Origin of the sequence: Paenibacillus sp. 2KB_20 (assembly GCF_052115765.1) — a bacterium.
Classification (GTDB): domain Bacteria; phylum Bacillota; class Bacilli; order Paenibacillales; family Paenibacillaceae; genus Paenibacillus_AQ.
In genome coordinates, this window is sequence record NZ_JBFRHH010000006.1 from 188,866 (window position 1) to 213,819 (window position 24,954).

Here is a 24,954-nt window from a genome sequence, read left to right on the forward strand (position 1 = left end):
TAGCGGAATCTACATTATTATCGGTAACCTTCGATCTCATTCATTGTAGAGGGTATAACTGCCGTGACCTTTTGTCCAACGCGTTCATATGCTACGTTGTCAAAGAAAGGGGTGATAAGATGGAAGCCTATTATAGCTGCATGCGATTCATGAACCAGAAAGTCCGCATTACGACAAGAGACGGTTGTGTACACGTAGGAAGAATCGTAAAAGTGGATTGTGATAATGTGTACTTGGAGACAGATCGAAGAGACGGAATTGTAACGACCTCCGCTTTCTTCCCCTTCGGATTCGGGGCTCGCAGCTCCATTTTAACATTAAGCCTGTTCACGCTGCTCGCGATTGCTCTAATCTAATGTGCCGATCTCCTCGCTACGAGGAGATTTTTTTTTGGAATCAAAAAACACGAAGTGCAGCCAAGAATGCTCTTCGTGTTGCCTCAATCCATCCTGATGAAGTCACGCACGCCACCTTGTTTAACTGGCGGCAAGAGATTCGTTCCGCATTGAAGCAGATTCCGACCGAAGCATTTCAAGTTATTGTTCAAATGGATGAGACTTACTTTCTGTACTCGGAAAAGGGCAAGCGGAATATTGCCAAACGTAAGCCACGTAAACGTGGTGGAAAAGCACATTTTCTCAGAGATAAGCCCTCAATCATACATTCAATAAAACGAACCCAAATATGAGGTCTTCTCGTTCGTTGCAGAGGGCTGTTTGTAAGATCATTTTTTTCTTGATTTAAGTTTTGATAGTCTTCACCAACAAGAACCAACTTGTTCTGTTTCGAAATTCAACAATCCCTGCGTGCATGGAGAACAGTTAAAATGTATCCCTGGAGAGTGGGCTTGCCCCACTCCTTTTTATGCAGGCAGGGATTATAATCCATCGTGACAGTGAAAAGTTTGGATGGAGGGGGGGTGAACCTCAGAAAGGGCGGCTGCTGCTTGCTTCCGATAAAATGTTAGCGCCTTCACAAAAAAACGCAAGCAAGAATACAATCGGGCGAACTGAGCTGCGCTGCCTTATTATTGTTCGGCAGATGAATAATCTTGAGGAGGTATTTATGATTACCATTACAAGAAAAGCAGTTAGTCTGTTGGTCGTGCTTGCCGTTATAATCACAGGATTGTTACCCCGAGCTGCGGAAGCTGCCAAAATCGATAGCTATTCTATTTCTTCAATGGATATGACGGATGCCGCTGATCCGACATCTTTGGTACAGAGCGCCATAGCACCGGCCACGATACAAAATTACCCGATGCCATCCATCTATACCGCATCCAGCGTGTTTTCATTGAAAGCCGATAACAAAGCGATTCCTGTAATCAGTTATCTGGCTGACTATGACTATGCCCAATTTTCTTTTTCCGGCACGGTCCGAATCGAAGTTACCAACAATGTGCCGATTACATCATTCTCCATCAGTCCTCAGGCTAAAAACATCGAAGGCACAGTTAACGGGAACAAGCTGACGTTCACGCTTTCATCCTCAACCTATGTAATCGTAAAAATCAATGACCAGAGGAAGAAGATTGTCATCGCGGCAGACCCCTTAGAAACGGATATACCCCCGTCCGCAGGTGCAGGGATTTTTAATGTGACACAGTCGCCATACCACGCGGATAACACGGGATCATCGCTGGCATCGGACGCGATTCAGCAGGCGATCGATGACGCCCATCAAGCCGGCGGCGGCGTAGTTTTCGTTCCGGCAGGTGTTTATAAGAGCGGGAACCTGACATTAAAAAGCAACGTAACCTTTTACCTGGCTGGAGGCGCCGTCATTGTCGGTACGGGCAGGGGGGAAGACTACGTGATTGATTTTCGCAAGGATTCACGAAACGCGGATGGAACGTATTTTATTCGTACTGCCGTAGATTCCACCAATATTACGATACGGGGACGGGGAACCATTGATGGAAAAGGCATTGCGATGCGAGAGCGAAAGATGCCAGCGCCTAATAAAAATGAAGGGTTCCTCAATAACCTGCTCGTTCCGATCGCAACATCCAATTTTACTTTTGACGGCTTAATATTGCGGGATGGCGGTTTCTGGTCGTTTATGGTGGTTCGTTCCGACAATGTGACCATAAACAATCTTAAGGGATTCCAGGATTTATACAAAATCGAGAATGACGTTATCGATATTAATGAAAGTCAGAACGTGCTTGTTCAACATTCGATTGCCATCTCGGATGATGACACTTATTCCACGAAAACCTGGCTGCAGACGGGGATGTCCAAAGACTGGCCGGGCGAGCTTGAACATTTGGAAAACGTGGTCTTTGATGACGCTTTTGCATGGACAAGATGTGCGGCTTTCAAGATTGGCATGGGCGTAGCCCAGCCGCAAATCGGCGTAACCATCCGAAATTCGTATGTGTATCAAAGCGCCCGAGCATTGCTTATCGATCATGGATACCAACTGAATACCCTCCCGGAGGAAGGTTACGCCCAAAATATTACGTTTGAGAATATCGACATCGAACGCGTCGGGATCAATCAATTCGGGAACTATTGGCTTGGAGTGTCCACCAGCACTTCCGGCGATGTAAGCAATGTTGTACTCAAGAACATCAATGTTCGTGAGACCGGCACCCAGAAATCCAGAATTTCCGGGAATGCCACGAAAGGCGGAAGGGTTAACGGCGTCACGTTCACAGATGTTTATGTTGGAGGGAAGCTTGCAACAACCCTGGACGACTTGAATGTTACCGTTAATAACAATGTATATGGTATCGTTTTTGCCAATTCCAAGCCGCCGCTATTCAGCGACAATTTCGAAGACGGAAATACGGCGGGTTGGACGTCGATGTCCGGCGGCTGGACCGTCCCGACAGTTGGCACGAATCACGTGCTGTCCAGCGGGAATCAGACAACCACCTCCCTGATTACCACTAATAGCGGGGGTTCATGGACGGATTACGCATATGAAGCCAGATTAAGAATGCCCATCACCAATGCCAACGCGGGCATGGTCTTCAGGGTGCAGGATGCAAACAATTATTATATGTATCGCATTCATTCATCGAATCAACAGCTGGAGTTGTTCAAATCCGTGAATGGACAACTGACGCTTGTAAACAGTACGCCGTTCACGGCTATTGAGAAGCAGTGGTATACAGTTAAGGCTGTTATGCAAGGGAACACGATATCCTGTTACGTGGATGGAGAATTAAAGATGGAATGGACCAATCCTGTCACCGAATTGACGGCTGGGGGGATCGGATTTCGGACCACCTCGGCCGGCGTCCATTTTGACGATGCCGTGGTTAGCCTCATCAATAAAGCGCCTGAGGAGATTGCCCTTTCACACAACAGTGTTGTTGAAAACACGACGGCGGGAGGCATGGTCGGAACCTTTTCTACCAGCGACCCTGATGCAGAAGAAACATTTACTTATATGCTGACAGCAGGTGCAGGGGATGTGGACAACAGCAGCTTCACCATATCGGACAATATGTTGATTCTAGCCGTAACGCCTGATTACGAAGCCAAGGACAGCTACAGCATCCGGGTGAGGAGCACAGATTCAGGCGGACTGTATGTTGAGAAGTCCTTTACGATTCATGTCACGGACGTGAATGAACCTCCCGTGTATCCGGATCCTACGGTCATCCAATTCAGCGACGATTTTGAAGATGGAAATACGGTAGGTTGGACGTCTGCTTCAGGTTCCTGGAATGTGACAACTGACGGCACAAAAGCCTTGATTCAGAATCAAGCAGCCACTGCAGTCATTACTGCCGGCGATTCGTGGACGGATTATACGTATGAAGCCAAAGCGAAAATGCCCATCACCAATGCCAACGCAGGCATTCTCTTCAGGGTACAGGATGCAGGTAATTTCTATATGTTCCGAATCCATTCCGCAGCCCAAAAGCTGGAGTTGTACAAATCCGTGGACAACGTCATGACCCTTGTATCCAGTACCCCGTTTACAGCTCAGGCGAACCAGTGGTATACGATGAAGGCTGCCATTGAAGGGAACACAATAAAAGGTTATGTGGGTGGGGAACTAAAAATGGAATGGACCAATCCCGAAACAGAACTGACAGTAGGGAAAATAGGGTTTCGGACCACCTCGGCTGGCGTAACTTTTGATGATGCTTTGGTTCTGACGCCTGACCCGATTTAGTTAGCAAAACATTCTGTACCGGTAAGAATAACGTCTATCGACTTACATTCACAGAAGACAGACCGCGTTTAGCAGTAGTTTTTCTTGCGATTATAGAATTGTTCAGCTCCGTTGAAAGCTTATAAATTCTATCATCTTCAAAAAAAGCCGATCCACAGGTCGGTCACCGTTCATGGGACCCTATTAAGGAGCTGCCCCTAAAGCCATGACATGGCTGCCCGGGACAGCTTCGTTTTTTTACGTTGTTGAACAGGGGCTGCAGTGACATAATCAAAGCAAAGAATTTAACGGAAGGCGTGAAAAGCTTGGAGTACCTCCGCAGGCAATCGTTCCGCAACAAACTCAAGGTCGCTTTTCTGGCCGTCATCGTGCTTTCTGTTCTAATGACCGGAGGACTGTCTTATTATATCTCGACTGCGACGCTGGAAAAAAATGCACTAAAGCTCACGCAGGACACGGTGGTCAGATCCGCACAGATTGTGGATGAGAAGCTGAACAAACTGATGTTGATTATGATGACGTTTATGATCAGCCAGCCTTTCTACGATATGCTGAAGGATGCCGCCTCCGGGGATGCCAGCAGATATTACATGCATCTGAACGATCTTGACAACGTTTTCTCGCAGGCTCGGATCGCTGAGCCGCTAATCCAATCGATCTACGTATTTACGCCGATTGGCGAGTTCTATCCTTCGTCCATGAACCGAAATCGGCTCACTGCATTTGAGGATACCATTCTGTATGCGCGCATTGAACAGGAGAAAAAGAATCTTTGGGTGGAAGGTCATGAGGATATGCTATTCTCCGGAAAGGAACGCGTTATCTCTCTCATTCTGGAGCCGATCTTTGACACGCCGGTCAGCGGTGTTTATATTGTCGTGAATATCCGTGAGGACGGCTTCCGCAAGCTGGTGCAGGGGAACACCGCGGAAGGGGCGTCCAGCTTCTTGCTGAACGCTGAAGGAGAGACGGTCTATCCCGTGAAGGAACCGCTGGTCAGGCAGGTGGTGGACGCGGGAAATTTAAGTGGCATAATGAACCGCTCGGAGGGAAGTCAACCCTTTGAACTGGACGGACAAACCTATCTGCTCAATTATGCCCGTATCGGCATAGCGGATTGGACGATGACCACCATCCGTTCCCGAGCCGATGTGCTCCAGGACATGGTGTATGTTAAATGGCTGATCGCTGGGGTTACACTGGCTGCTTTTACCGTCACCACGCTGATCTCGGGCGCATTTGCGCGCTATTTGCTGAAGCCGCTGCAAGGGCTGCTGAAGGTGATGAAAAGGGTCGAGAACAACGATCTGAGTGCTCGATTTGAAAGCAGCAGCGGAGATGAACTAGGTCAGGTGGGATACCGGTTTAACCGGATGCTGGAACAGATTGTGGTGTTGATTGATGAGGTCACGGAGGCGCAGACGCATAAGCGGACTGCCGAGATTAAGGCACTGTCGGCGCAGATGGACCCGCATTTTCTGTACAACACGCTCAACACCATCTACTGGAAGTTGAAATTGAAGCAGATCGAGCCGTCGCAGCAAATGGTCATGTCGCTCTCCCGCCTGTTCCAGCTCGGGCTGAACAACGGTCAGGAGATAACGACATTGTCGAAAGAACTGGAGCATTTGCGCCAGTATCTGGAGCTGCAGTTAAGCTGCTATGAAGACTTATTCTCTTATGAGATCCATGTACGTGAACCGGAGCTGTCATCGCTTTCGATTCCGCGCATCATTTTGCAGCCGCTGGTGGAGAACAGCATTTTGCACGGTTTTCGCGACCTGAAGCACGGGGGCCGGATTGAGATCGAAATCACGGAGGACGGGGAACGCTGGACGATTGCCGTACGTGATAACGGCATCGGCATGAACGAAGACCAGGTGCGCGCGCTCTTCTGCCGGGAATCGAAGAAGGGATATGCGGTGTCCAATCTGATCCTGCGGCTCCGGCTCTATTATGGGGACGGTGCGGAATTTCATGTAGACAGTGCGCCGGAGCGTGGAACCGAAATACGGATTACTTTGCCCAAGAAAGGGGAGCATTTGGATGAGCAATTCTGAGGCGATCAGTCTCTGCATTATCGACGATATTAAAAGCGTGGTGGAAGGGCTGACCGCGATGAATTGGGAAGAGCAGGGGATTCGCGTTGCAGGTGTTTCGAGCAATGGGGAAGAGGGGCTTAAGCTGATCAATGGGTTGCGGCCGGATCTGGTTATTACCGATATCCGAATGCCGATCATGGACGGGTTGAGCATGCTGCGTTTGGTGCTGGAAGAGAACCCCGGCTGCAAGGTCATTCTGATCAGCGGCTATGCCGACTTTGAATATGCGCAGCAGGCGGTGCAGCTGGGAGCGTTTGATTTTGTGGTGAAGCCCTTCTCAGAAGAAGACATGATGTCGGCTGTGCTGCAAGCAAAAGCAGAAATCATAGAAGAGAGGTCCAAGCGGATAAGTCTGAGGGAAATGGAGAACAAGCTCCGTGAGAGCATGCCTGCGCTGCGGCAGGAATACTTTGCGCTGCTCGTCAGCCACCGCACTTCATGGGAAGAGGCATCGGAACGGTGGAAGTTTTTGAACATTGAGCTGGAGCCGCGCGGCTTCGTGGTGATGCTGATAGAAATTGACCGTTTCCGGGAGCAGGTTGCCGAGCAGTCCATCCAGGAGATGGAGCTGATCCGGTTTTCGCTGTTGAATATTATGCAGGAGACGCTTGCCCATTATGCACGCAGCGTTCTTTTCCGAGCCCGTCATGACCAGTACCTGGCCGTACTGAACGATACAGGACCGTCCAGTCCGATCGAAATTGCCGAGCAGTGCTGCCGAAATATGGAACGATATACCAAGTTCACGGTCTCGGTCGGGGTCGGCGGCAGAGTGGAGGAGATCAGCGGGCTGCCGGATTCCTACCGGCAGGCTCATCGTGCGCTCTCCCATCACCTGTTCACCGAAGGCAATGCGGCCATTATGTATGACGATATCCTCCAGAGCGGCAGTCAGGAGCCGCTGGCGCTGGAGTACAAGGACGAGCTGCTGCTGGCCCTGCGTTCTGGGAATGCCGTCCGGACGGACGCGATGCTGTCCGCGATTTCGGAAGCGCTGCAGAAACGGATCTCACGGCAAAATCCGGATTATCTCCTCAGCCTGTACGATGAACTGGCCGCCTGTGCGATTCGCACCCTTTACGAAATGGTTCCGTATTCGGAGATACAGCCGCTCATTCAGAGATTCAGAACGGTGCAAGGGACGGCGGGACTGCCGCTGGCCTCTTTGCAGCGTCAGCTGCTTGCCTTGTGCACGGAGGGAGCCGAGCTGGTTCGCCGAAACAGCTTATCCGAAGGGCAGAAGGTGATTTATAAGGCCATTGGCTATATCAAGGGCCGCTTGTCCGAGGATATTACCGTCGGCGAATGCGCCGCCCATGTGCATCTCAGCGCCAGCTACTTTTCCAGCTTGTTCAAGCAGGTGACCGGAATGACGGTCACACAGTATATCACCTCGGAACGCATTCAGAAAGCGAGGCTGCTGCTGGTAGAGGGGGCGCAGGTGCAGGAAGTGGCTGCGGCAGTAGGGTATGAGGAGCGCAGATATTTCAGCGAGATGTTCAAGAAGATCACTGGCCAGACGCCGTCGGAATTCAGGGCGGGCTATCACATGGATCGGCCTGAGGCGTGAGGCTCGTGCTGCAGGAGACCATAGAATTCTATCCCTTGAGAGTGAATTTGCCTCACTCCTTTTCCGAGTACGGGATTCTATAATAAAAAACGAGCTCACAATACAAACGTTAATCAAAGGGGTAGAATGTATGCGAAAAAAATGGTTTGGTCTCGGATTGAGCCTTGTTCTAGCCGCAGGAATCGCAGGCTGCGCCGGGAACGACAACAACAATGGCAATGGTGGTACGACGAATGGCAAGTCTGACGGCGGAACGGCAGCTCCATCAACCGAGACGGGCCAACCCGTACAGCTTAAATACTGGACTGACGACCGTCATGACCAGGAGTATATCAAGGAATTAATTAACAATTTCAATGAAACAAACGACGATAACATCCAGGTGGAATTGACGGTCATGTCCGAGAATTACGCGCAAAGCGTCGATATTGCCTTTTCCAGCAACCAAGCGCCGGATGTACTTCGCCTAAAGAGCGCCAATACATCCGGATTTGTCAAAAAAGGGTATCTTGAACCGATTGACGAGTATCTTACCGATGACTTGAAAGCGAAGTTCGGCAGCTTGCTGATCGACGATGTCAACCGATTTGACGGCAAGGTGTACTCGCTCGCCAACACTGGCCTCACCATGCGTCTGGTCTACAACAAGGATCTCTTTGCCAAAGCCGGCATCGAGAATCCTCCGAAATCGCTGCAGGAAATGGTGGACGATGCCAAGAAAATTACTGAAGTTGGCAAAGCCGAAGGCATTTATGGTTTTGCACTGAACTTCAAAAATCCGAAGCAAGCATTTGACCGTTCCGTCCGGGAAATTCTTTCTTTGAGCGGTTATCAGGGACTTGGCTTTGATCTGAAGACAGGTCAATTCGATTTCGAGCCTTACTCGCAGGTCATCGAATATTTCAAGCAAATGTATAAAGACGGAAGTATTCTGCCTGGCGCGGAAGCGCTGGACATCGATCCGCTGCGAGCCCAATTCGCCGCAGGCAAAATCGGTATGTATCTTTCTTTCTCGACGGAGCCGGGCGTGTACATGGATCAATTCCCGACTGAAATCAACTGGGGGGGCGCGTTGGCTCCAACGCTGGACGGTCAGATCAAGGGAACTTCCGAAATCGTGTCCGCCGGAACGTGGCTCGGCATCAGCGCTCAATCGGCCAATAAGGAGGCAGCTTGGAAATTCATGCAGTATATGCACGGCGACGAGGTTCTGAAGACCTATCATGAAAAAGGCTTCGGGATAGCCATTGTGCCAAGCATTGTAGAACAAGCTAAAGATCCGGAGATCAATGGCATGGAAGGCTTCCTGGTCGGGGAACACGACTCGCTCTGGCCTGCTTCGCCAAACGTTACTCCAGAGGGTTCCACCTACGCTGATGCATTCTTCAAATACATCCTTACCGATGAAGATCTGAAAGCGATTACGGAAGATTTAAACACAAGATACAACGCCGCATTGTCCAAGGCGGTGGAGAAAGGCGAGGTCACTGTAACGCTGAACCCTGCCTTTGATCCAACTAAACCGCAGGGAGAATAACAGGCAAGGATGGGGCTGCCGCGCACTTTTTGGCGGATGCCCCTTTTCTTTCCCCGAAGGAGGAACGAATCGTGAGTTTTAAATGGAAACGCGTGGGGGAGAATGCTCTGTTTCTGTCCCCGAGCATCATTTTGACAGCGGCTCTTGGCATCTATCCTTTGTTATGGATGCTGCGCTATATGTTTTATGACTATGCCGGATACGGCGATGCGCTGTTCATTGGTTTGGACAATTTCCGTCGGCTGATGCGCGATGCGCTGTTCTGGGAATCGGTTGGCAATACCTTTATCTACGCCGGAGGCAAGCTTCTGCTAACGCTGCCGTTGTCCCTGCTGCTCGCGGTCGTCCTGAACGGCAAGCTGCGGGGCGGAAATCTGCTGCGAGGAATCTATTTTATGCCGACAATCATCAGCACTGCGGTTATCTCCGTGGTGTTCTATACGATCTTCAATTCCTATAACGGGATGGTTAACACCGTATTGATGAAGCTGCACCTGGTCTCGCAGCCGATCGACTGGCTCGGGCCGAAGCATGCAATGCTTACGGTCATTATTGTGGCGGTATGGGGCGCGGTCGGCAATTATATGCTGCTGTTTCTGGCCGGACTGCAGAGCATTCCGCAGGATTTATACGAGAGCGCGGCCATGGACGGCGCAAACGCCGGAAGACGGTTTTGGAGCATTACGCTTCCGATGCTGGCTCCGGTAGCCCAGTTGGTCATCATGCTCGCAATTATCGCATCCCTGAAAGGCTATGAGAGCATTATGCTCATCACGGAAGGCGGACCGATCGGCAAAACCGAGGTCATGTATCTCTATCTGTACAAACTGTTGTTCCCGGTATCCACGGGTTCTCCTGTCGAGCAGCAGCTAGGATACGGCAGCGCCGTAGGCTTCGCAACCGCTGTTATTGTGGGAGCGATCACGGGCTTGTATTTCTTATTAAGCCGTAAAATGAACAAGTTGTATTAGAAGGTTGTTCAAAAAGTCTACATTGCAACTTTGCATAGGGCCATTACGATTTCACAACAAGCCGCAGATCGGTTGATCATGAACGGCTGCAGGCGTGCAGGAGGAACAGCAAATGAACGAACAGGTGTTACCCCAACAGCCGGACGCGCGAGATAAAATCGCCGCCCGACCGCCTTCCGGTCACACTGGCAAAATAGTGGGCCGTGCGGTGATGTGGCTGTTTTTATTGATAACGGCGATACTGACATTATTTCCCCTGTTGATGACATTGTCCGGTTCACTCAAGACCGGCGCCGAAATGATGACCGGAGGAAGCTTGCTGCCGGCCAAGCTGCAGTTCGTCAATTATGCCGAAGCCTGGAAGCAGGCCAATTTTGCCCGCTATACCTGGAACAGCGCATTTGTCAGCATTATGGTTACCGTCGGCACCTTGCTGGTCGCTGCCATGGCGGCTTATGTGGTGGATCGCCGCCATTTTCCCGGCAAATCCCTGTATGTGACGACGCAGGCGTCGATGATGTTTATATCCGTTGGTGCCATTGTGCTGCGCCCGCAATTTGATTTGATGGTCGCGCTGAACTTGAATACCACGCTGTGGGGAGTGATCCTAATTCTGATCAGCGCCCATTCCAGCACATTTTTTATGCTGCTGGGATTCTTCAAAGCGATTCCCCGCGAGCTTGATGAAGCGGCCATGGTGGACGGCTCCGGGTTCGTCCGAACCTTCTTCCGGATCATTCTCCCGCTCCTAACACCGGGGCTTGGCGTGGCAGGACTGTTTGCCTTCCGCCATGCCTGGAACGAATATATTCTGCCACTGGTGTTCACAATGACGAATCCGCAGCTGCAGACGCTCACCGTCGGGCTGGCGAATCTTCGTTACGGTTCTTCCGCGGCTATGCAGATTCATTTGATGATGGCGGGAGCATGCCTGTCGATCCTGCCGATGCTTCTCGCTTATATTGTGGCGAATAAGTCCTTTATTCAAGTAACGGCCGGTTCAGTTAAAGGTTAAACTCAATTCCATATACAAGTGCGTGTTCAAAAAGTCCGGTTTTCAGCACCGAGAAGGTTGGATGAAGCCAGGGGCTGAGGAGCGGAGCGTACGTTTTGGGTACGTGAGCACCGGAAGGCACGTATGAATGCAAGATTCGATGCCGAGTTACTTCCTGATTCACTTCGTGATCAAAAGTGAACTTTTTGAACAACCTCTACAAGGAGCATGATGCAAATGAGAGATTCTATAGTGGGACCTTTGTTTTCCAGCCCGATCATTACGCGGTATGCCGGAAATCCTATTCTGACTCCGGGTGATGTACCCTACGGTCCGGCGTTGGTCTTTAATGCCGGGGTTACCAAATTTAAAGGCAAATATGTGATGGTTTTCCGCAATGACTACGGCGATGAACATCAAGGGATTGTTGCTCCTCATCACACGACGAATCTTGGGCTGGCCTTCAGCGATGACGGCATAAAATGGGATGTGCAGCCGGAACCGTGCTGGTCCTGGCATGATGAAGAGGTCATCCGCGTGTATGATCCGCGTCTAACGGTAATCGGCGAGCAATGCTATATGTGCTTTGCGGTCGATACCAAGCATGGGCTGCGCGGCGGCATCGCCGTCACCGAGGATTTCCGCTCCTTCGAGGTGTTGAGTCTGTCGCTGCCGGACAACCGCAACATGGTATTGTTCCCGGAGCGGATCGGGGGCAAGTATGTGCGGTTGGAGCGACCGATGCCTGTATACAGTCGGGGCGGGATTGACCGCTTTGACATGTGGATGAGCGACTCGCCTGATCTGAAATACTGGGGCAATTCCAAGCTGCTGCTGGCTGTTGAAGATGTAGCCTATGCCAATGACAAGGTAGGCCCGGGCGCTCCGCCAGTCAAAACGGACAAAGGCTGGCTGACCCTATTCCATGCCGTGGACATTGATCGCAGGCGGGGCAAGAACGGCTGGGAGGACAGCTGGAAGAAGCGTTATACGTCCGGCATTTTGCTGCTGGATCTTGCCGATCCCAGCCGGATCATCGGCAGGGCGGAGACGCCGCTGCTTGCCCCGGAAGCTGATTATGAGACCGATGGAGGCTTTCGCAATCATGTTATTTTTCCGGGGGGCATGATTCTGGAGGATACTGGGGAAGTCAAAATCTACTACGGCGCCGCCGATACCGTAGAATGCCTGGCAACTGCGCATGTAGATGATTTGCTGCATCTTTGTCTGGAAGGCACAGTCAATAAGCAACTATGACAAGTTAAAGCTATACAGAATGGAGAGGTTTCTATGAAAGGACATATTACGTTGCCATCCGTCAGCATTCCGGTTGCCCGCGAAGTGGATGTGCTGGTGATCGGCGGAGGAGCTTCAGGAATCGCCGCGGCCATTGCCGCTGCGAAAGGGGGAGCGCAATCGATGCTGGTGGAGCAGAGAGGCTTCCTTGGCGGCATGGGTACGGTTGCGCTCGTTCCGGCTTTCTGTCCCTTTACGGATAAGCGGAAGCCGATTATTCGCGGTCTCGGCCTTGAGCTGATGGAACGAATGAAGCAGGCATGCGATCCCCAGTACCGCGAGGAATATCAAGAGATGCTGGATTGGGTGCCGATCGATCCCGAAGTGCTGAAGCGGGTTTATGATGATGCCATTCTGGAAAGCGGTGTGACGCCGCTGTATCACACCTTTGTTTACGATGTTGTCCGGTCTGAGGACCGCCGGAAGGTTGAGGGTGTCGTTGTCGTAAACAAGACAGGACGATCTTTCATTCCCTGCCGGTATATTATCGATTGCTCGGGAGATGGGGATATTGCCGCACTAGCGGGAGTTCCTTTTCAGAAGGGAGGGGAAGCGGGCGAACTTCAGCCTGGCAGCATGTGCTATTTGCTTGCGAATGTAGACCGTCCAAGGTTCAAACAGTACCTGGAGGAGAGCGGGGATACAGGCCAACTGCACAAGACGGTGGAGCTGGCGATCGAGGACGGCGCGCTGCCGGAGGGCCGCAAGTCGATCTCCGGCCTTGCTTGGGTCAGCGACTATTTGGTTGGCGTCAACTTCGGCCATGTATTCGGCGTTGATGGCACCCTTGCCGAGGATTTGACGCGGGGGGCGATTGAAGGGCGCCGCACGGCGGAACGCCAGCTGCAGTTCTTCCGCCGCTACGTGCCGGGTTTTGAGCACGCTCATATGGTGGCGAGCGGGGAGCAGCTCGGCATCCGTGAGACTAGGCGTATCGAAGGGGACTATATCCTGACGGTCGATGATTTCATTGCTGCGCGCTCCTTCCCGGATGACATTGCCCGCAACGCATATTACATCGATATTCATCTCGCCAACAGCAAAAGCGAAATGACTTTTAACCACCTTCCGCCAGGGGTTTCACACGGCGTCCCATACCGGATCATGCTGCCGATTGGCATCGACAACCTTTGGGTTGCCGGTCGATGTGTATCTTCGGATCGAGCAGTGCAAGGCTCTCTGCGGGTCATGCCGAACTGTTTCTCCATGGGCCAGGCCTCGGGAACGGCGGCTGCATTGGCGCTGCGGGGCGGCACCGTCTCGCGCGGCATTTCCATAGCCGAGCTTCAGCAGCGGCTGCTGGAGCAGGATGTATGGCTGGGAGAAGATTTCATTCCGGCTGAGAAGCAGAAGGGAGGGAAATCGCCGTGAAGCAGCTTCCCTTAACGGATGAGTGGTTCCACGGTGCCGTTTCGCTCGAGCACCGGGAGGAGGGTATCAAGCCGTGGCGTATTCCTTATATGGATTACGAACTGTATCCACCCGCGGGAATCGATGGCAAAGCCGAGATATGTGCCGGTATTCGCCTGCGGCTGCGCACGGACTCCACCGAGGTGGCAGTATCTTTTGCACCGCTTGCGGATAACGCCGCCATGGATTGCGTGGCAGGAGGAGAATTATGCGAGACGATCAGCCTACCCGCCGGAGCGACAGAAGCCTTGTTCAGCGGACTTGGGGACGGAACCAAGGATATGGAGATTTGGCTTCCGCAAAATATAGGAATGACCGTAACCGGCCTGCGGATTGGGGCTCAAGCTATCGGAGTCCCGCTGCCGGACACCCGGCCCCGCTGGATTACGTATGGCAGTTCCATTACCCAGTGCGTCGGGGCTTCCAGCCCCTCCCGTGCTTGGCCTGCCATTGCCGCTGAAGCCGCAGGCTTCAGCTTGACCAATCTTGGCTTCTCGGGCAACTGCCATATGGAACCGATGATCGGACGGCTGATTCGCGACTTGCCGGCCGATTTCATCTCCATTTGTGCGGGGGTGAACATCTATGGAGGGGGCACCTTAAGCCCACGTATGTTCAAGCCGCTGCTGATTGGTCTGCTGGAGACGATACGCGACAAACATAGGGACACCCCGCTGCTTGTCATTTCTCCGATTTATGGCACTCTCCGCGAAACGCAGCTCAATTCGCTGGGCTTCACCCTGCCTATGATGCGTGAGCTCATCCGTGAGACCGTGGAGCTGCTAAGGGCTCGGGGCGATCGCCAGTTGTTCTATCAAGATGGCTTGAACTGGCTCGGCCCGGAGGATGAAGCCTTTCTGACGGATGGCCTGCACCCTGGTGCCGAGGGGTATGAGCTGCTAGGCTGGCGTTTCCGTGATCTTCATGAAATTGCGTTACAGGCAGTGCAAAGAAACGTGCAGGGATGAATTTCTACTATATTTGCTACGACCAATGGGAACGCCTCAAGACCTTATGACGCCAGAATAGAAACGATAGAGCGGACGTCAATTTTGTCAGCTTAAGGTGAGGTCCTCGTCCCAGCAATATCTCTAAAGCTGACTGCACGACCACATGAACCTCCTAAGCGATATCAAAGCCGACGACGAGATGATGAACGGTAATGTTTTCAAACAGTTGATCTTACTTGTCTTGTGCCTTACTTTATAGTAGAGCGACCTCCTGATGGGCTTTTTGAGGCTATGACCTCGTGCGTAACCCCATCGTACCGAGGCGCTCGTTTTTGTTCAATTACCATATTTTTAGGAGTTCTAACGGGAGACAATAGAGGAATACACACAATCCAGCCGCATAATCAAAGGCGGTTTTTCTTCTATGATCACCTCATGAGCATACCACGCAAGGATATGCATATGACTGCAGTTCAAATGTAATCCTGGATCTATTCATTTATGAGTAAAAATATTCATACTAGAGAGTCAGAGATGGCAGCGACACGGGGAATTTTAGGGGGGTACCGGTGGCAGACAGGACGTGTGCATTTCCATGTCAAGCGGAATGGCAATCAATGACCTAACGTCTGAAAGAGAACGGTCTGCAGGTAGATGAATTGGGGCCCATATCGAAAACAGGTGCATGCGACAACGGGGGGGGATCAACATTAGCATAGAGAATGCCCGAAAATGTTAAAACGCTACTGACATACCGTTGTCAGTAGCGTTATTTTATTATCGATTAAGTAAACATATTGGGGTGGAGAGCTTGTTCTTGCCCAAAAAATGATATGGTACTGTATCATTTATTATAGGAAGGATGGTATTTTATGAATTTTGCTTCTGTACGTATCATTACCGACGATGTGGATCGTCTTGTTGAGTTCTATGAGAAAGTCATGGGTGTTTCGGCGGAACGTCCCGCGGCTGCCTTTGCGGAACTCGTTGTGCCATCGTGTACCCTGGCGATCGGTCACTCCCAGACGGTGCCGCTGTTCGGCGTTGGTTCCGCTGTGGCGGCCGACAATCGCACTGTCATCCTCGAGTTCCGCGTCCACGATGTCGATGCCGAATACGAGCGCTTGAAACCGTTTGTCGACGAGTGGGTAAAGGAACCGACCACGATGCCGTGGGGGAACCGTGCTGTGTTGTTCCGTGATCCCGACGGCAATCTCATTAACCTTTTCCAGCCGGTGACCGAGGAAGCGATCCAACGGTTCAGCGGTAGGGGGTGACTCTTGGGGACATAACCGAACACCATCCCACAGAATAATTGACGTTCAACAAAATCATCAAGTTGATTTAATTGACCTGAATACAACGCACCTTACAACAACAGCAGCCAATTACTTGCGGCTTCTGTTGTAGAAATATGCACCATTTAGGTTGTAACAGTCGCAGTTTTATAGAAAACTGGTTTAAGACGACAAAAACATACACGCTTAAAAGCCGCGCAACTGCGGACTTTTGTGTTTTAACGATTAAACAAGCAGTTATGGGATCCTGTCGAGGGACAAGAATGCTCCCATAGAAAGTCGCTATTTTAGCGGCTTTTTTGTTTTATCGGAACAGTTCTTGTCCCGAACCAAAGACAGATCGGTAATTAAGCGAAGTTGCAACGAAGACGGCAAAGCATAAATGTTCTTGTTATCCAAAATCAGTACTGGTTAAAAAACGAGTTTGAAAAGTTCCAATAACTGAAGAAACGGTACAAGAAACGGTACAAGGGGAGAAAAAGTGAGGTAGCCGTGCTTCTTCGGCAGCTCGTTGAACTAACTGGCAGGATATTTCAATCGTTTCTCGAATATTTTCTGAGTTGGATAATTTTATGGAATTTGTGAATATAACGTTATCTGAAAGATACGAAATGATTATTTTTTGAAGGGATGATTTAATTGAAGAAAGGGATATTAGTTTATCTAAATGGAACCTCAAGTTCCGGAAAGACCTCTATATCGACTGAACTGATAAATCAGAAAGAGATTCTTTTTTATCATTTATCAATTGATGATTTTTTTAATAATTACAATGATTTTATTAATAATAAATTTCCAGATGAACCTGCAAGAGAAATAGATCATCAGGTTGTCTCACAAATACTTGATGATTCCATATTCTCAGTGTACCATTCGACAATTAAATTGTTATCAGAAATGGGTTTTAATGTAATAGTAGATACCGTAATCGACAATGACAAGAGGTTTAATGAGTTTCTTGATCAATTTTTCGATCAGCCTACGTTATTTATAGGTGTAAAATGCTCGAAAGAAGAACTCATAAGAAGAGAGCAAACAAGAGGAGATAGACAGATTGGACTAGCAGCTTCACAGTTTAGCAAAGTATATTGCTTTGATGAATATGACCTCGAAGTAAATACGGAAGAGATGAATCCAACAGAATGTGCCGAAAAGATATTAAGTTTTATTAAGTCCAATAAGGAATACTCGGTATTTATGAAATTACGTAAAAGAAATGTTAGTGTTTCCTAGATGGCGTATCCATCAGATAACACCATATTCAAAACAACCCCCATGATTTGATTGGGGGTTGTTTTGTTTCATTGAATAATACGGGGAGGTTTTAGAACTTATTATTTGATGATCGAAAATACATATTAGATAAATATCTAACTGATTGAAACTCGGAGACAATTTGTTGACAATTTGTTCAATAAATGATGATATCTCTGGACTATATTAATTAATATATGAAACTAAAAATTGATTTTCGTATTGTTTTGGAGAAGAAAAATCGAAGTACACGGAGGTAAAAAAAATGAAGAAAAAAATATGTTCCAATCGTTTTGCTTTCCAGTAGTAACGCTTTTAACAGCGTTCCATCTAGGAGCATGCGCATCAGATCAATCGATTTCTTCGTGAAATGAAAAGATGTTCGCCCAGATTCTAGAACGTGTAGAAGTGACGACGTTGGAAAACAATGCAAGCGACAATACAATGGACGAATCTATTTTATTAAGAGATAAAAAAGTATAAACATCCGAGGCTTAGCATCCTTATCTCGCATGAAAAACTTCTGCTAAAGTCTGTATACTGAGAAAGTACGTCGAGAGACGTTTTTGTTATAACGAGCTGGAATAAACGGTGTTCATCCCCCTATACAAGGTGACAAAGGCAGAGGATTCCAAGAAAAAAGCCAATAATAGAACACTCTGTTGTAAATTCAGTGAAAGTTGGAGGTATGGAAAATCTATGATCGTATCTTTTAAAGAAACAAAAATGGTACTCGTCTTGCTCATTTTGTTAGTAACAATTACAGGATGCTCCGAAAAAATGCCTGTATCGTCAAATGAAGACCATTCTTCAACGAATCCACCTCAAAATACATCCCCCACAACTGAGACCGGGAATGAAACACCACTTGCCGAAGTGACGAACATACCAACAAACCCACCAGTTGAGTATGATCCTGCCTGGCCGGATCGAACGGCGAGTTCTTCTAACGGGCATCTTGTGAATAGTTGTGTTCCAGATGAGTTACGTGATAAAGCAACTACATTGACAACCAGTGATGGGGTGTATCTGTCAGCACTTGTGCTTGGTAGCGGAAATAAAGGAGTCCTACTTGCACACGAGCAAGGCTATAGCATTTGCTCTTTTCTTGACATGGGAACTGAACTGGCTGACAGTGGATATCTGGTTGTTATTCCTGAATATCGTAATCACGGTGCCTCACAGAATTCTCCAGAGGATAATCAGAATATAGATCGTGATGCAGATGCAGCCTTAAGCGAACTCAAACGATTGGGTGCACAAAAAGTGTTTTTGGCAGGAGCATCATGTGGCGGTAGTACAGCAATCATTGCAGGCGTTCGTCAAGAGCTGCCTATTGAGGGGCTCATTATTCTTTCTTCTCCTGCACAATGTGGGCCCCATGATGCAATACCAAGTGTCGAAAAGATTAAAGCACCATCCTTGTTTGTTTTTTCACCTGGTGATTATGGAGGCTCAATTGAAAAAGAAGTGCGCAAATTATTTCAAGCATCCGGAGCAACTGATAAAGAGCTAATTGTGGATGAGAGTGGTTATCACGGAACAGATATGTACCATAAGGGAGAGCGCGGTGATGCATTAAAGTCCAAGCTCATTGACTTTGTTAAAAAGGAATTTAATTAAAGTAAACTCAAAATGAGGGTGTTTAATCTGAGGCGTCCGTGTTGGTCGGCATTTTCTCTTGTATCCTACGTTCAACAAAATCATCAAGTTGATTTAATTGACTTGAATACAACGCACCTTACAATAACAGCAGCCAACTACTTGCGGCTGCTGTTGTAAAAATATGCACCTTTAGGTTGTAACAGTCGCAGTTTTATAGAAAACTGGTTTAAGAGCAACACTCGGCGGGGATATTAAGCTAAAACGGACGGCGCAACCCTTTTGATCTCACAGAACAAATCTAACTTCCTTACTGTCGGGGGACAAGATTATAGTCCCATTGAAAGTCGCAATTAGCGGCTTTTTTTGTTTTTACGATACAAGTTCTTGTCCCGAGCCAAGGACAAGAACTTGTACCGATTGCCGTAATGGACAAGAACATGAGCCGATTACCGATTAGATAAGCATCTAACTATGTTTCCATGCAATTTCATTTAGCTAACGGGAACGCAATCTAGACTAATTAGCAATCCATAAGAAACAACCAAGCTGAAATGTCCTATAATATAGTTAATGTAGATATCTCTATGAACAAAGGAGAACTGAAAATGAGAAAACTTGTTCTATTTTTGCACGCATCGCTTGACGGTTTTGTAGAAGGGCCGAACGGTGAAATGGACATTGGCTGGGTTTCTTACGATGCTGATTTGGAGAAGCACGCGAAAGAAATTCTAAGTACTGCCGACACTGTAATTTGGGGACGTGGGACTTATCACATGATGCACAGTTACTGGCCATCCGTGCCTTCGAACCCATCAGCCTCGCAGCATGAAAGGAATCATGCCGAGTGGATCGAAAAGACAGCCAAAATCGTTTTTTCCACGACGCTGGAGAAAGTCGAATGGAACAATTCTAGACTGGTGAAAGAAGATGTCGAGGAAGAGATCAAGAACCTCAAACAGCAGCCTGGCAAGGATATGGTCATCCTCGGCAGTCCTAGGTTCGCACACTACCTTATGCAGCTTGATTTAATAGATGAATATAAAATTACGGTTTCTCCCGTCCTGATCGGCAGCGGGTTGCCGTTATTCCAAGGTTTCAAGGAGAAGATCAATCTTAAACTTATCGAAAACAAGACATTTGATTCTGGAGCCTTAGGCCTCGTTTACCAGACGGTTAGATGACCTTGTCTCCAAAAGTAGATTACGCTAACGGGATACGATATCTCAATGAAGACATTGAAGTTAGCCGACTCCAAAGCCGGCTAACTTTTTCGATATCTATTGCCAATCACAACTTGCTATTGAACTGAATCTGTTGGGGGACTAAAACATAATCCCATAGAAAGTCGCTATTTTAGCGGCTTTTTTATTTTATCGGACCAAGTTCTTATCCCAAGCCAAGGACAAGAACTTGGTCCGATAGCCGTAAAGGACAAGAACATAGTCCGCCGATTACCGATTAGATAAATATCTAACTATGTTTCCATGCAATTTCATTAAGCTAACGGGCAGATTAATTGAAGATCAAAACACGGAGTATCGCACCATAAGTAACGGCACGTTTTTTTCGGGAATCGTCTATGTGTTCATCCATCCGTAGCTTACGAGCATAGCTCCTGAAGATGGCGGGTGATGATCTGCTCAACGGTCTCCGGTGTGTATAGCTCCGGGCGGAGCAATGCGAGTATCGTCAAGCCTTCGACAATCGAGGCCAATCTTAATGTTTCGAGTTGAATGTCCACTGAAGAGGGGAGAAGCTTCGCCTTAGCTAGAATTTCAAGGACAGCTTTAGTCAGGTAGTGGAGTCCGTCCGTGAGCTCGTCTTTTTTAGCTTGTAATGCCAAACTCGTGAGGGATCGGATGGCGAAGATCCACCAAACGCCGACGGCAGTTCGTTTTTCCGCATCCAAAGGAAGCAGTTGTAACAGAATTTCCCTCGCAGCCTTCATCGGAATAGGGCTTATTTCCAGGCGCTCTTCCGCTCTGGCAACTCCTCTTGTCAAATAATAGTCTACGATAAATAGCAACAGTTCGTCCTGTGTTGAAAAATAATGCCGCAATGCGCCGGGTGACAACCCTGCTGCAGCTGCAACGGCACGGATTGACGCATGTTCAACCCCTTTTTCCTCAATGATATTCCATGCTGATTCGGCGATTAGTTTTCTCTTTTGAGCGTGGTCCACGACTTTCGGCAACGGTAAACGCCCCCTTGTCTTATTTAGCACACTGCATTAAAATAATTAATACAGTGTGTTATTTAGAATTTATTCAGTTATATCGCATCGCAGTTATAACGTCAATAGTACTGGGCTTTGACTTGATTGACGGGAGGAGATTCAATGCAAGAAGAAATCGATGGAGTTTTTCGTTTTCGTTCCACCTGTAATAGTTGCAGAAGAGAGTTTTATGTCATTGAGGGGACTCAAGCTTACGACCGTGTGAAACGAAATTTCAAAGGAATGCATTACTGCGAAGATTGCAAAAACAGGATCGAACTTGAAGCCCGACTGCAGTTAGGAAGACGACTGTTGACCGGCAGAGATTAGGTTTCAAGACAGAAGGGGCCATCCTGAAAAGGATGGCCTGTCGAGGGACAAGAACATGGTCCCATTGAGAGCCGCAATTTTTAGCGGCTTTTTTGTTTTATCGGTACAAGTTCTTGTACCGATTGCCGGAATGGACAAGAACATAAGCCGAGGTTACCGATTAGATATATATTTAATGAATTAACGGCCGTTAATTCATTAAGCTAATAGGCAGAATTAAATGGAGGGACTCGTAAACAAAATAACACCTCCATCACCAGAAACTTAATTTTATCTTCTAACTCATCTATGGGACTACTGACATACTGTTGGCAGTAGGGGGCTTGTATAATCAAGACATCCAAAGTGAGAGTGAGGTTATTTACATGACTCTATAATGAAACGAATGGATCGCCGATGCTTATCTCGAGGCGATGGCGGATAACCTACGAGCGAGTTATGAGTAGAGAGCTCTGGCTTTTGAGACAAAAGCTCTAGACACGAATCGTGCGTTATAGTCATGCCGTATAGTTACAAAGAGCTTCCATTGACATGTGCATTGTATTGGCGGTTTCCTTGAAAAGATCCCTGGAGAAGTATCCAAATCTATCTGTGATTGTTTTTTACTCAAGTCAGTATTACAACATAACAACCCCATATAACAAAGGAGGACATTAACATTATGTCAGCAATTGGACCCGACTTCATTTCACTTCAAGTGAGTAATCTTGAAAGCTCTGCAGAATTCTATCAAAACTATCTTGGACTGGTTCGCTCACAGGCAGGGCCACCTCATGCTGTAGTCTTTGAAACAAAGCCTATTGCATTTGCTCTTCGTGACCTGTTGCCTGAAACAGAACTCGGTTCAGGTAATCAGCCTGGACTTGGTGTCGCTCTGTGGCTTCATGCCCCCAATACGCAAGAAATCCACGACAAGCTTATTGCAGCAGGCGTAAAGATTACATCCTCACCAATAGATGGACCATTCGGACGAACTTTTACATTTGCCGACCCAGACGGTTACCTAGTTACCCTTCACAGTAAAGCCTAAACCAAAAGTATATCTAGCTTAACAATAGTGATAACTTCTTCTGTCACAGTGAGCCAAATGTTATTACAACATTAAGACCTTATTCCTAAAAGTTGTATTCTCCCCATACGGTAGACAGGTGAAATAATAAATCCTGTTACTGTGAGGGGAGTTTTTTCATATTGACGAATTGTCAAGCTATCAGCAACACTTCTTCCTGGTTATGCTATTTTGTTTTATCAACAGGTTCACGAACATATGCGTCTTCAATGCTATCTTATTGTTATACAACATATGGATTTGGTTTGAATGACAGACTCATTCTTTAAAATAGGGCGTAATCCCTCTTGTATATAGGTTCTCCACTAACTTGAAAAATTCTTCTGACGATAAATCCTTTTGACGCTGGAGCCAAAGACGGAATAAAGAAAGGGAAGTTGTCAGGTAAAACTCAATTAAGTATGGCGTTAAGGAATGGTTTTGCGGAACGTTTAATTCTAATTGATCCAAAGTGATTTCTTTTTTTAAGCGTTTTAAAAAACGGGCACTTCCATAATCGCCCAAAAGGGCACTAAGAACCAGGAGATGTTCTCTTTTGTCCAGACAATAGAGCGTATCTTGAACCGTATGCATCGATAGCTCTTTATTCGCCAATTCTTTTTTCATGTCATTTAATAAGTCATTTTCAACAGAGTCTAACAATTCGTAAATGTCAGTAAAGTATTGATAAAAGGTGCTGCGGTTATATCCTGACTTATTCGCAATTTCCTGAACCGAAATTTGCTCAATCGGCTTTTGGCTATATAACTCACAAAAAACTTCTACAAACTTTTGTCTTGTTTTCTCCGTTATTTGGGGTTGCTTTTTCATGTTTCCCTCCTACTAGCGAATAAGAATATCATCCGACAAATAATAAAAAACTGATGATTGATCAAGGAATAATAAAGATTTATGATCACATCATACAACATGTTGTCTGATAATAAAAAGAAAATGTTAATAAGTAGGGGTGGTTTTAATGTCAGCAAAACAAGATAGAATTTTAATTTTTGGTGCAGGTGTCATCGGGAGCATGTACGCAATTAAACTTATTGAAGCAGGGTTTGACGTTACCCTGTTTGCACATTCTAATAGATTTAAATCATTAATAGAAAATGGCCTGCAATATAAAGAAAAAGGTACAGTTCGATCGATACAAGTGAATGTCATTGATACGCTTGAAAATGACGATGTATACGATTTTATTTTCGTTACCGTTCGTTATGATCGGTCCGAATCAGCGTTGTTAGCACTAAAAGATAATCAAAGCAAAAATATAGTTACGATGACTAGTAATTCAATTGGATTTTCTTCGTGGCTGGATATCGTAGGGGATAGACTTTTACCGGCTTTTCCCGGCTTCGGCGGACAGATTAAAGATGGAGTATTGCATCCTCGATTTCTACCAAAGATTATAGCGGCAACGGCATTTGGAGAAATTAATGGTGTAGTGACAGAACGCATAGAAAATCTCGCAAAATTATTTAAAACAGCAAAGCTTCCCTACGTTATTAAAAAGGATATGCAAGCGTATCTAATCACACATTCCGTATCAGACATTGCCATGTTGAGCGTTTTGCAATCTGAGAATAAGATAATTGACAAAAAAACAGCCAGAACCAGAAAGACGGCACGCAAAATAACAGTCACTTTAAAAGCGTATCTAAGGGCAATACAAAAAGCTGGCGTTTCAATTGATCCACCCATGCTTAAAATGGTGCTTAAATTTCCAAACTTATTTTTGGATCTTTTCTTTATGACATGGCTAGGAACTAAAATGGTTAGCGATATGATGTTGCCGGATTATGCGAATAATGCTAACAATGAGATTGTGCAGCTGAGTAATGATTTAATGAAATTTTTAAGTCAAAATAATATCAAATCGGAAATACATGTTCAGTAATTTTTTTGTTAAAATATTATGGTAGTTTTTAATTTATTTTCATTAAATCCTTCAATTGGGCATTAATCTGAATATGAAAATCGAAATATTATTTATATGGAGATAATCAAAGATCTTTTCCGACTCCATTAGAAGCTATTTATCATGAAACGGAAGATAAGGAATGGATTTCTGTTAAAGAAGTATTTGCCAGTTCGAAAGTAACTCCAATATTTGGTAGTATTTATATTGAAGTATACGTTGTAATTAGCAGCCCTAATATAAGTGGTAAACTTGCTGTCGGGGGACAAAAACATAGTCCCATTGAAAGTCGCTATTTTAGCGGCTTTTT

The 24,954-nt window shown here is 47.2% G+C and carries 19 protein-coding genes and 1 pseudogene; 18 read left to right on the forward strand and 2 right to left on the reverse strand.

Annotation, left to right across the window (positions count from 1 at the left end):
• The first annotated feature begins 119 nt into the window (after nt 1-119).
• The 15 genes and pseudogenes from AB4124_RS17625 (at nt 120) to AB4124_RS17695 (ending at nt 20,308) form a co-directional block, all read left to right on the forward strand.
• Nucleotides 120-356, forward strand: coding sequence for a hypothetical protein (locus AB4124_RS17625; protein ID WP_430113316.1), 237 nt, complete (start codon nt 120-122; stop codon nt 354-356).
• 101 nt (nt 357-457) lie between these two features.
• A pseudogene (locus tag AB4124_RS17630) lies at nt 458-631 on the forward strand (IS1595 family transposase); the annotation flags it as partial.
• A 434-nt stretch (nt 632-1,065) separates the two neighbouring features.
• Nucleotides 1,066-4,140 (forward strand): family 16 glycoside hydrolase, encoded by a 3,075-nt coding sequence (locus tag AB4124_RS17635; RefSeq protein ID WP_441973671.1) that lies wholly within the window; start codon nt 1,066-1,068, stop codon nt 4,138-4,140.
• 305 nt (nt 4,141-4,445) lie between these two features.
• Nucleotides 4,446-6,200, forward strand: coding sequence for a cache domain-containing sensor histidine kinase (locus AB4124_RS17640; RefSeq protein ID WP_441973672.1), 1,755 nt, complete (start codon nt 4,446-4,448; stop codon nt 6,198-6,200).
• Nucleotides 6,187-7,812, forward strand: coding sequence for a response regulator (locus tag AB4124_RS17645; RefSeq protein ID WP_430185607.1), 1,626 nt, complete (start codon nt 6,187-6,189; stop codon nt 7,810-7,812). Before AB4124_RS17640 ends, AB4124_RS17645 begins: the two co-directional genes overlap by 14 nt.
• A gap of 130 nt (nt 7,813-7,942) precedes the next feature.
• A complete protein-coding gene (locus tag AB4124_RS17650) occupies nt 7,943-9,349 on the forward strand; it encodes an ABC transporter substrate-binding protein (RefSeq protein ID WP_441973673.1) in 1,407 nt (468 codons plus the stop codon).
• Between the two features lie 71 nt (nt 9,350-9,420).
• Nucleotides 9,421-10,320 (forward strand): carbohydrate ABC transporter permease, encoded by a 900-nt coding sequence (locus tag AB4124_RS17655; RefSeq protein ID WP_076321374.1) that lies wholly within the window; start codon nt 9,421-9,423, stop codon nt 10,318-10,320.
• Nucleotides 10,321-10,432: 112 nt separating this feature from the next.
• On the forward strand, nt 10,433-11,335 hold the full coding sequence (locus tag AB4124_RS17660) for a carbohydrate ABC transporter permease (protein WP_430113321.1): 903 nt from the start codon (nt 10,433-10,435) through the stop codon (nt 11,333-11,335).
• Between the two features lie 216 nt (nt 11,336-11,551).
• Complete coding sequence (locus AB4124_RS17665; protein ID WP_339289970.1) at nt 11,552-12,571, forward strand: glycoside hydrolase family 130 protein; 1,020 nt, start codon at nt 11,552-11,554, stop codon at nt 12,569-12,571.
• A gap of 33 nt (nt 12,572-12,604) precedes the next feature.
• Entirely contained in the window at nt 12,605-13,981 is a 1,377-nt protein-coding gene (locus tag AB4124_RS17670) for an FAD-dependent oxidoreductase (RefSeq protein ID WP_441973674.1), read from the forward strand.
• The gene (locus AB4124_RS17675) at nt 13,978-14,988 is read left to right on the forward strand and encodes an SGNH/GDSL hydrolase family protein (RefSeq protein WP_441973675.1); all 1,011 of its coding nucleotides are present in this window, start codon (nt 13,978-13,980) and stop codon (nt 14,986-14,988) included. The genes AB4124_RS17670 and AB4124_RS17675 overlap by 4 nt, the downstream gene beginning before the upstream one ends.
• Before the next feature lie 854 nt (nt 14,989-15,842).
• A complete protein-coding gene (locus tag AB4124_RS17680; RefSeq protein WP_076321369.1) occupies nt 15,843-16,247 on the forward strand; it encodes a VOC family protein in 405 nt (134 codons plus the stop codon).
• Between the two features lie 660 nt (nt 16,248-16,907).
• Nucleotides 16,908-17,501 carry a chloramphenicol phosphotransferase CPT family protein gene (locus AB4124_RS17685; protein WP_441973676.1) on the forward strand — a complete coding sequence of 198 codons (594 nt, stop codon included), beginning with the start codon at nt 16,908-16,910 and terminating at the stop codon, nt 17,499-17,501.
• 720 nt (nt 17,502-18,221) lie between these two features.
• Nucleotides 18,222-19,145, forward strand: a complete 924-nt coding sequence (locus AB4124_RS17690; protein ID WP_441973677.1) for an alpha/beta hydrolase — start codon at nt 18,222-18,224, stop codon at nt 19,143-19,145.
• A gap of 587 nt (nt 19,146-19,732) precedes the next feature.
• Nucleotides 19,733-20,308: a dihydrofolate reductase family protein gene (locus AB4124_RS17695; protein WP_441973678.1), complete on the forward strand. Its 576-nt coding sequence runs from the start codon at nt 19,733-19,735 to the stop codon at nt 20,306-20,308.
• 419 nt (nt 20,309-20,727) lie between these two features.
• On the opposite strand, the gene AB4124_RS17700 is transcribed toward AB4124_RS17695, so the two are convergent.
• Entirely contained in the window at nt 20,728-21,321 is a 594-nt protein-coding gene (locus AB4124_RS17700) for a TetR/AcrR family transcriptional regulator (protein WP_339264822.1), read from the reverse strand.
• Nucleotides 21,322-21,465: 144 nt separating this feature from the next.
• On the opposite strand from AB4124_RS17700, the gene AB4124_RS17705 reads away from it, so the two are divergent.
• Both AB4124_RS17705 and AB4124_RS17710 read left to right on the forward strand, forming a co-directional pair.
• Entirely contained in the window at nt 21,466-21,672 is a 207-nt protein-coding gene (locus tag AB4124_RS17705) for a hypothetical protein (protein WP_379416583.1), read from the forward strand.
• A gap of 661 nt (nt 21,673-22,333) precedes the next feature.
• Complete coding sequence (locus AB4124_RS17710; RefSeq protein ID WP_339264818.1) at nt 22,334-22,702, forward strand: VOC family protein; 369 nt, start codon at nt 22,334-22,336, stop codon at nt 22,700-22,702.
• Nucleotides 22,703-22,999: 297 nt separating this feature from the next.
• Here the strand turns inward: AB4124_RS17710 and AB4124_RS17715 are convergent, their stop codons facing one another.
• Nucleotides 23,000-23,551 (reverse strand): TetR/AcrR family transcriptional regulator, encoded by a 552-nt coding sequence (locus tag AB4124_RS17715; RefSeq protein ID WP_441973679.1) that lies wholly within the window; start codon nt 23,549-23,551, stop codon nt 23,000-23,002.
• A 148-nt stretch (nt 23,552-23,699) separates the two neighbouring features.
• On the opposite strand from AB4124_RS17715, the gene AB4124_RS17720 reads away from it, so the two are divergent.
• Nucleotides 23,700-24,623 (forward strand): ketopantoate reductase family protein, encoded by a 924-nt coding sequence (locus tag AB4124_RS17720; RefSeq protein WP_441973680.1) that lies wholly within the window; start codon nt 23,700-23,702, stop codon nt 24,621-24,623.
• Nucleotides 24,624-24,954 lie beyond the last annotated feature (331 nt).

What these genes read in the sequence shown, in the direction of transcription:
- AB4124_RS17625 (WP_430113316.1), top strand. Translation starts at nt 120, where the DNA reads ATGGAAGCCTATTATAGCTGCATGCGATTCATGAACCAGAAAGTCCGC.
- AB4124_RS17635 (WP_441973671.1), top strand. Translation starts at nt 1,066, where the DNA reads ATGATTACCATTACAAGAAAAGCAGTTAGTCTGTTGGTCGTGCTTGCC.
- AB4124_RS17645 (WP_430185607.1), top strand. Translation starts at nt 6,187, where the DNA reads ATGAGCAATTCTGAGGCGATCAGTCTCTGCATTATCGACGATATTAAA.
- AB4124_RS17650 (WP_441973673.1), top strand. Translation starts at nt 7,943, where the DNA reads ATGCGAAAAAAATGGTTTGGTCTCGGATTGAGCCTTGTTCTAGCCGCA.
- AB4124_RS17660 (WP_430113321.1), top strand. Translation starts at nt 10,433, where the DNA reads ATGAACGAACAGGTGTTACCCCAACAGCCGGACGCGCGAGATAAAATC.
- AB4124_RS17665 (WP_339289970.1), top strand. Translation starts at nt 11,552, where the DNA reads ATGAGAGATTCTATAGTGGGACCTTTGTTTTCCAGCCCGATCATTACG.
- AB4124_RS17670 (WP_441973674.1), top strand. Translation starts at nt 12,605, where the DNA reads ATGAAAGGACATATTACGTTGCCATCCGTCAGCATTCCGGTTGCCCGC.
- AB4124_RS17680 (WP_076321369.1), top strand. Translation starts at nt 15,843, where the DNA reads ATGAATTTTGCTTCTGTACGTATCATTACCGACGATGTGGATCGTCTT.
- AB4124_RS17690 (WP_441973677.1), top strand. Translation starts at nt 18,222, where the DNA reads ATGATCGTATCTTTTAAAGAAACAAAAATGGTACTCGTCTTGCTCATT.
- AB4124_RS17695 (WP_441973678.1), top strand. Translation starts at nt 19,733, where the DNA reads ATGAGAAAACTTGTTCTATTTTTGCACGCATCGCTTGACGGTTTTGTA.
- AB4124_RS17705 (WP_379416583.1), top strand. Translation starts at nt 21,466, where the DNA reads ATGCAAGAAGAAATCGATGGAGTTTTTCGTTTTCGTTCCACCTGTAAT.
- AB4124_RS17710 (WP_339264818.1), top strand. Translation starts at nt 22,334, where the DNA reads ATGTCAGCAATTGGACCCGACTTCATTTCACTTCAAGTGAGTAATCTT.
- AB4124_RS17715 (WP_441973679.1), bottom strand. Translation starts at nt 23,551, where the DNA reads ATGAAAAAGCAACCCCAAATAACGGAGAAAACAAGACAAAAGTTTGTA.
- AB4124_RS17720 (WP_441973680.1), top strand. Translation starts at nt 23,700, where the DNA reads ATGTCAGCAAAACAAGATAGAATTTTAATTTTTGGTGCAGGTGTCATC.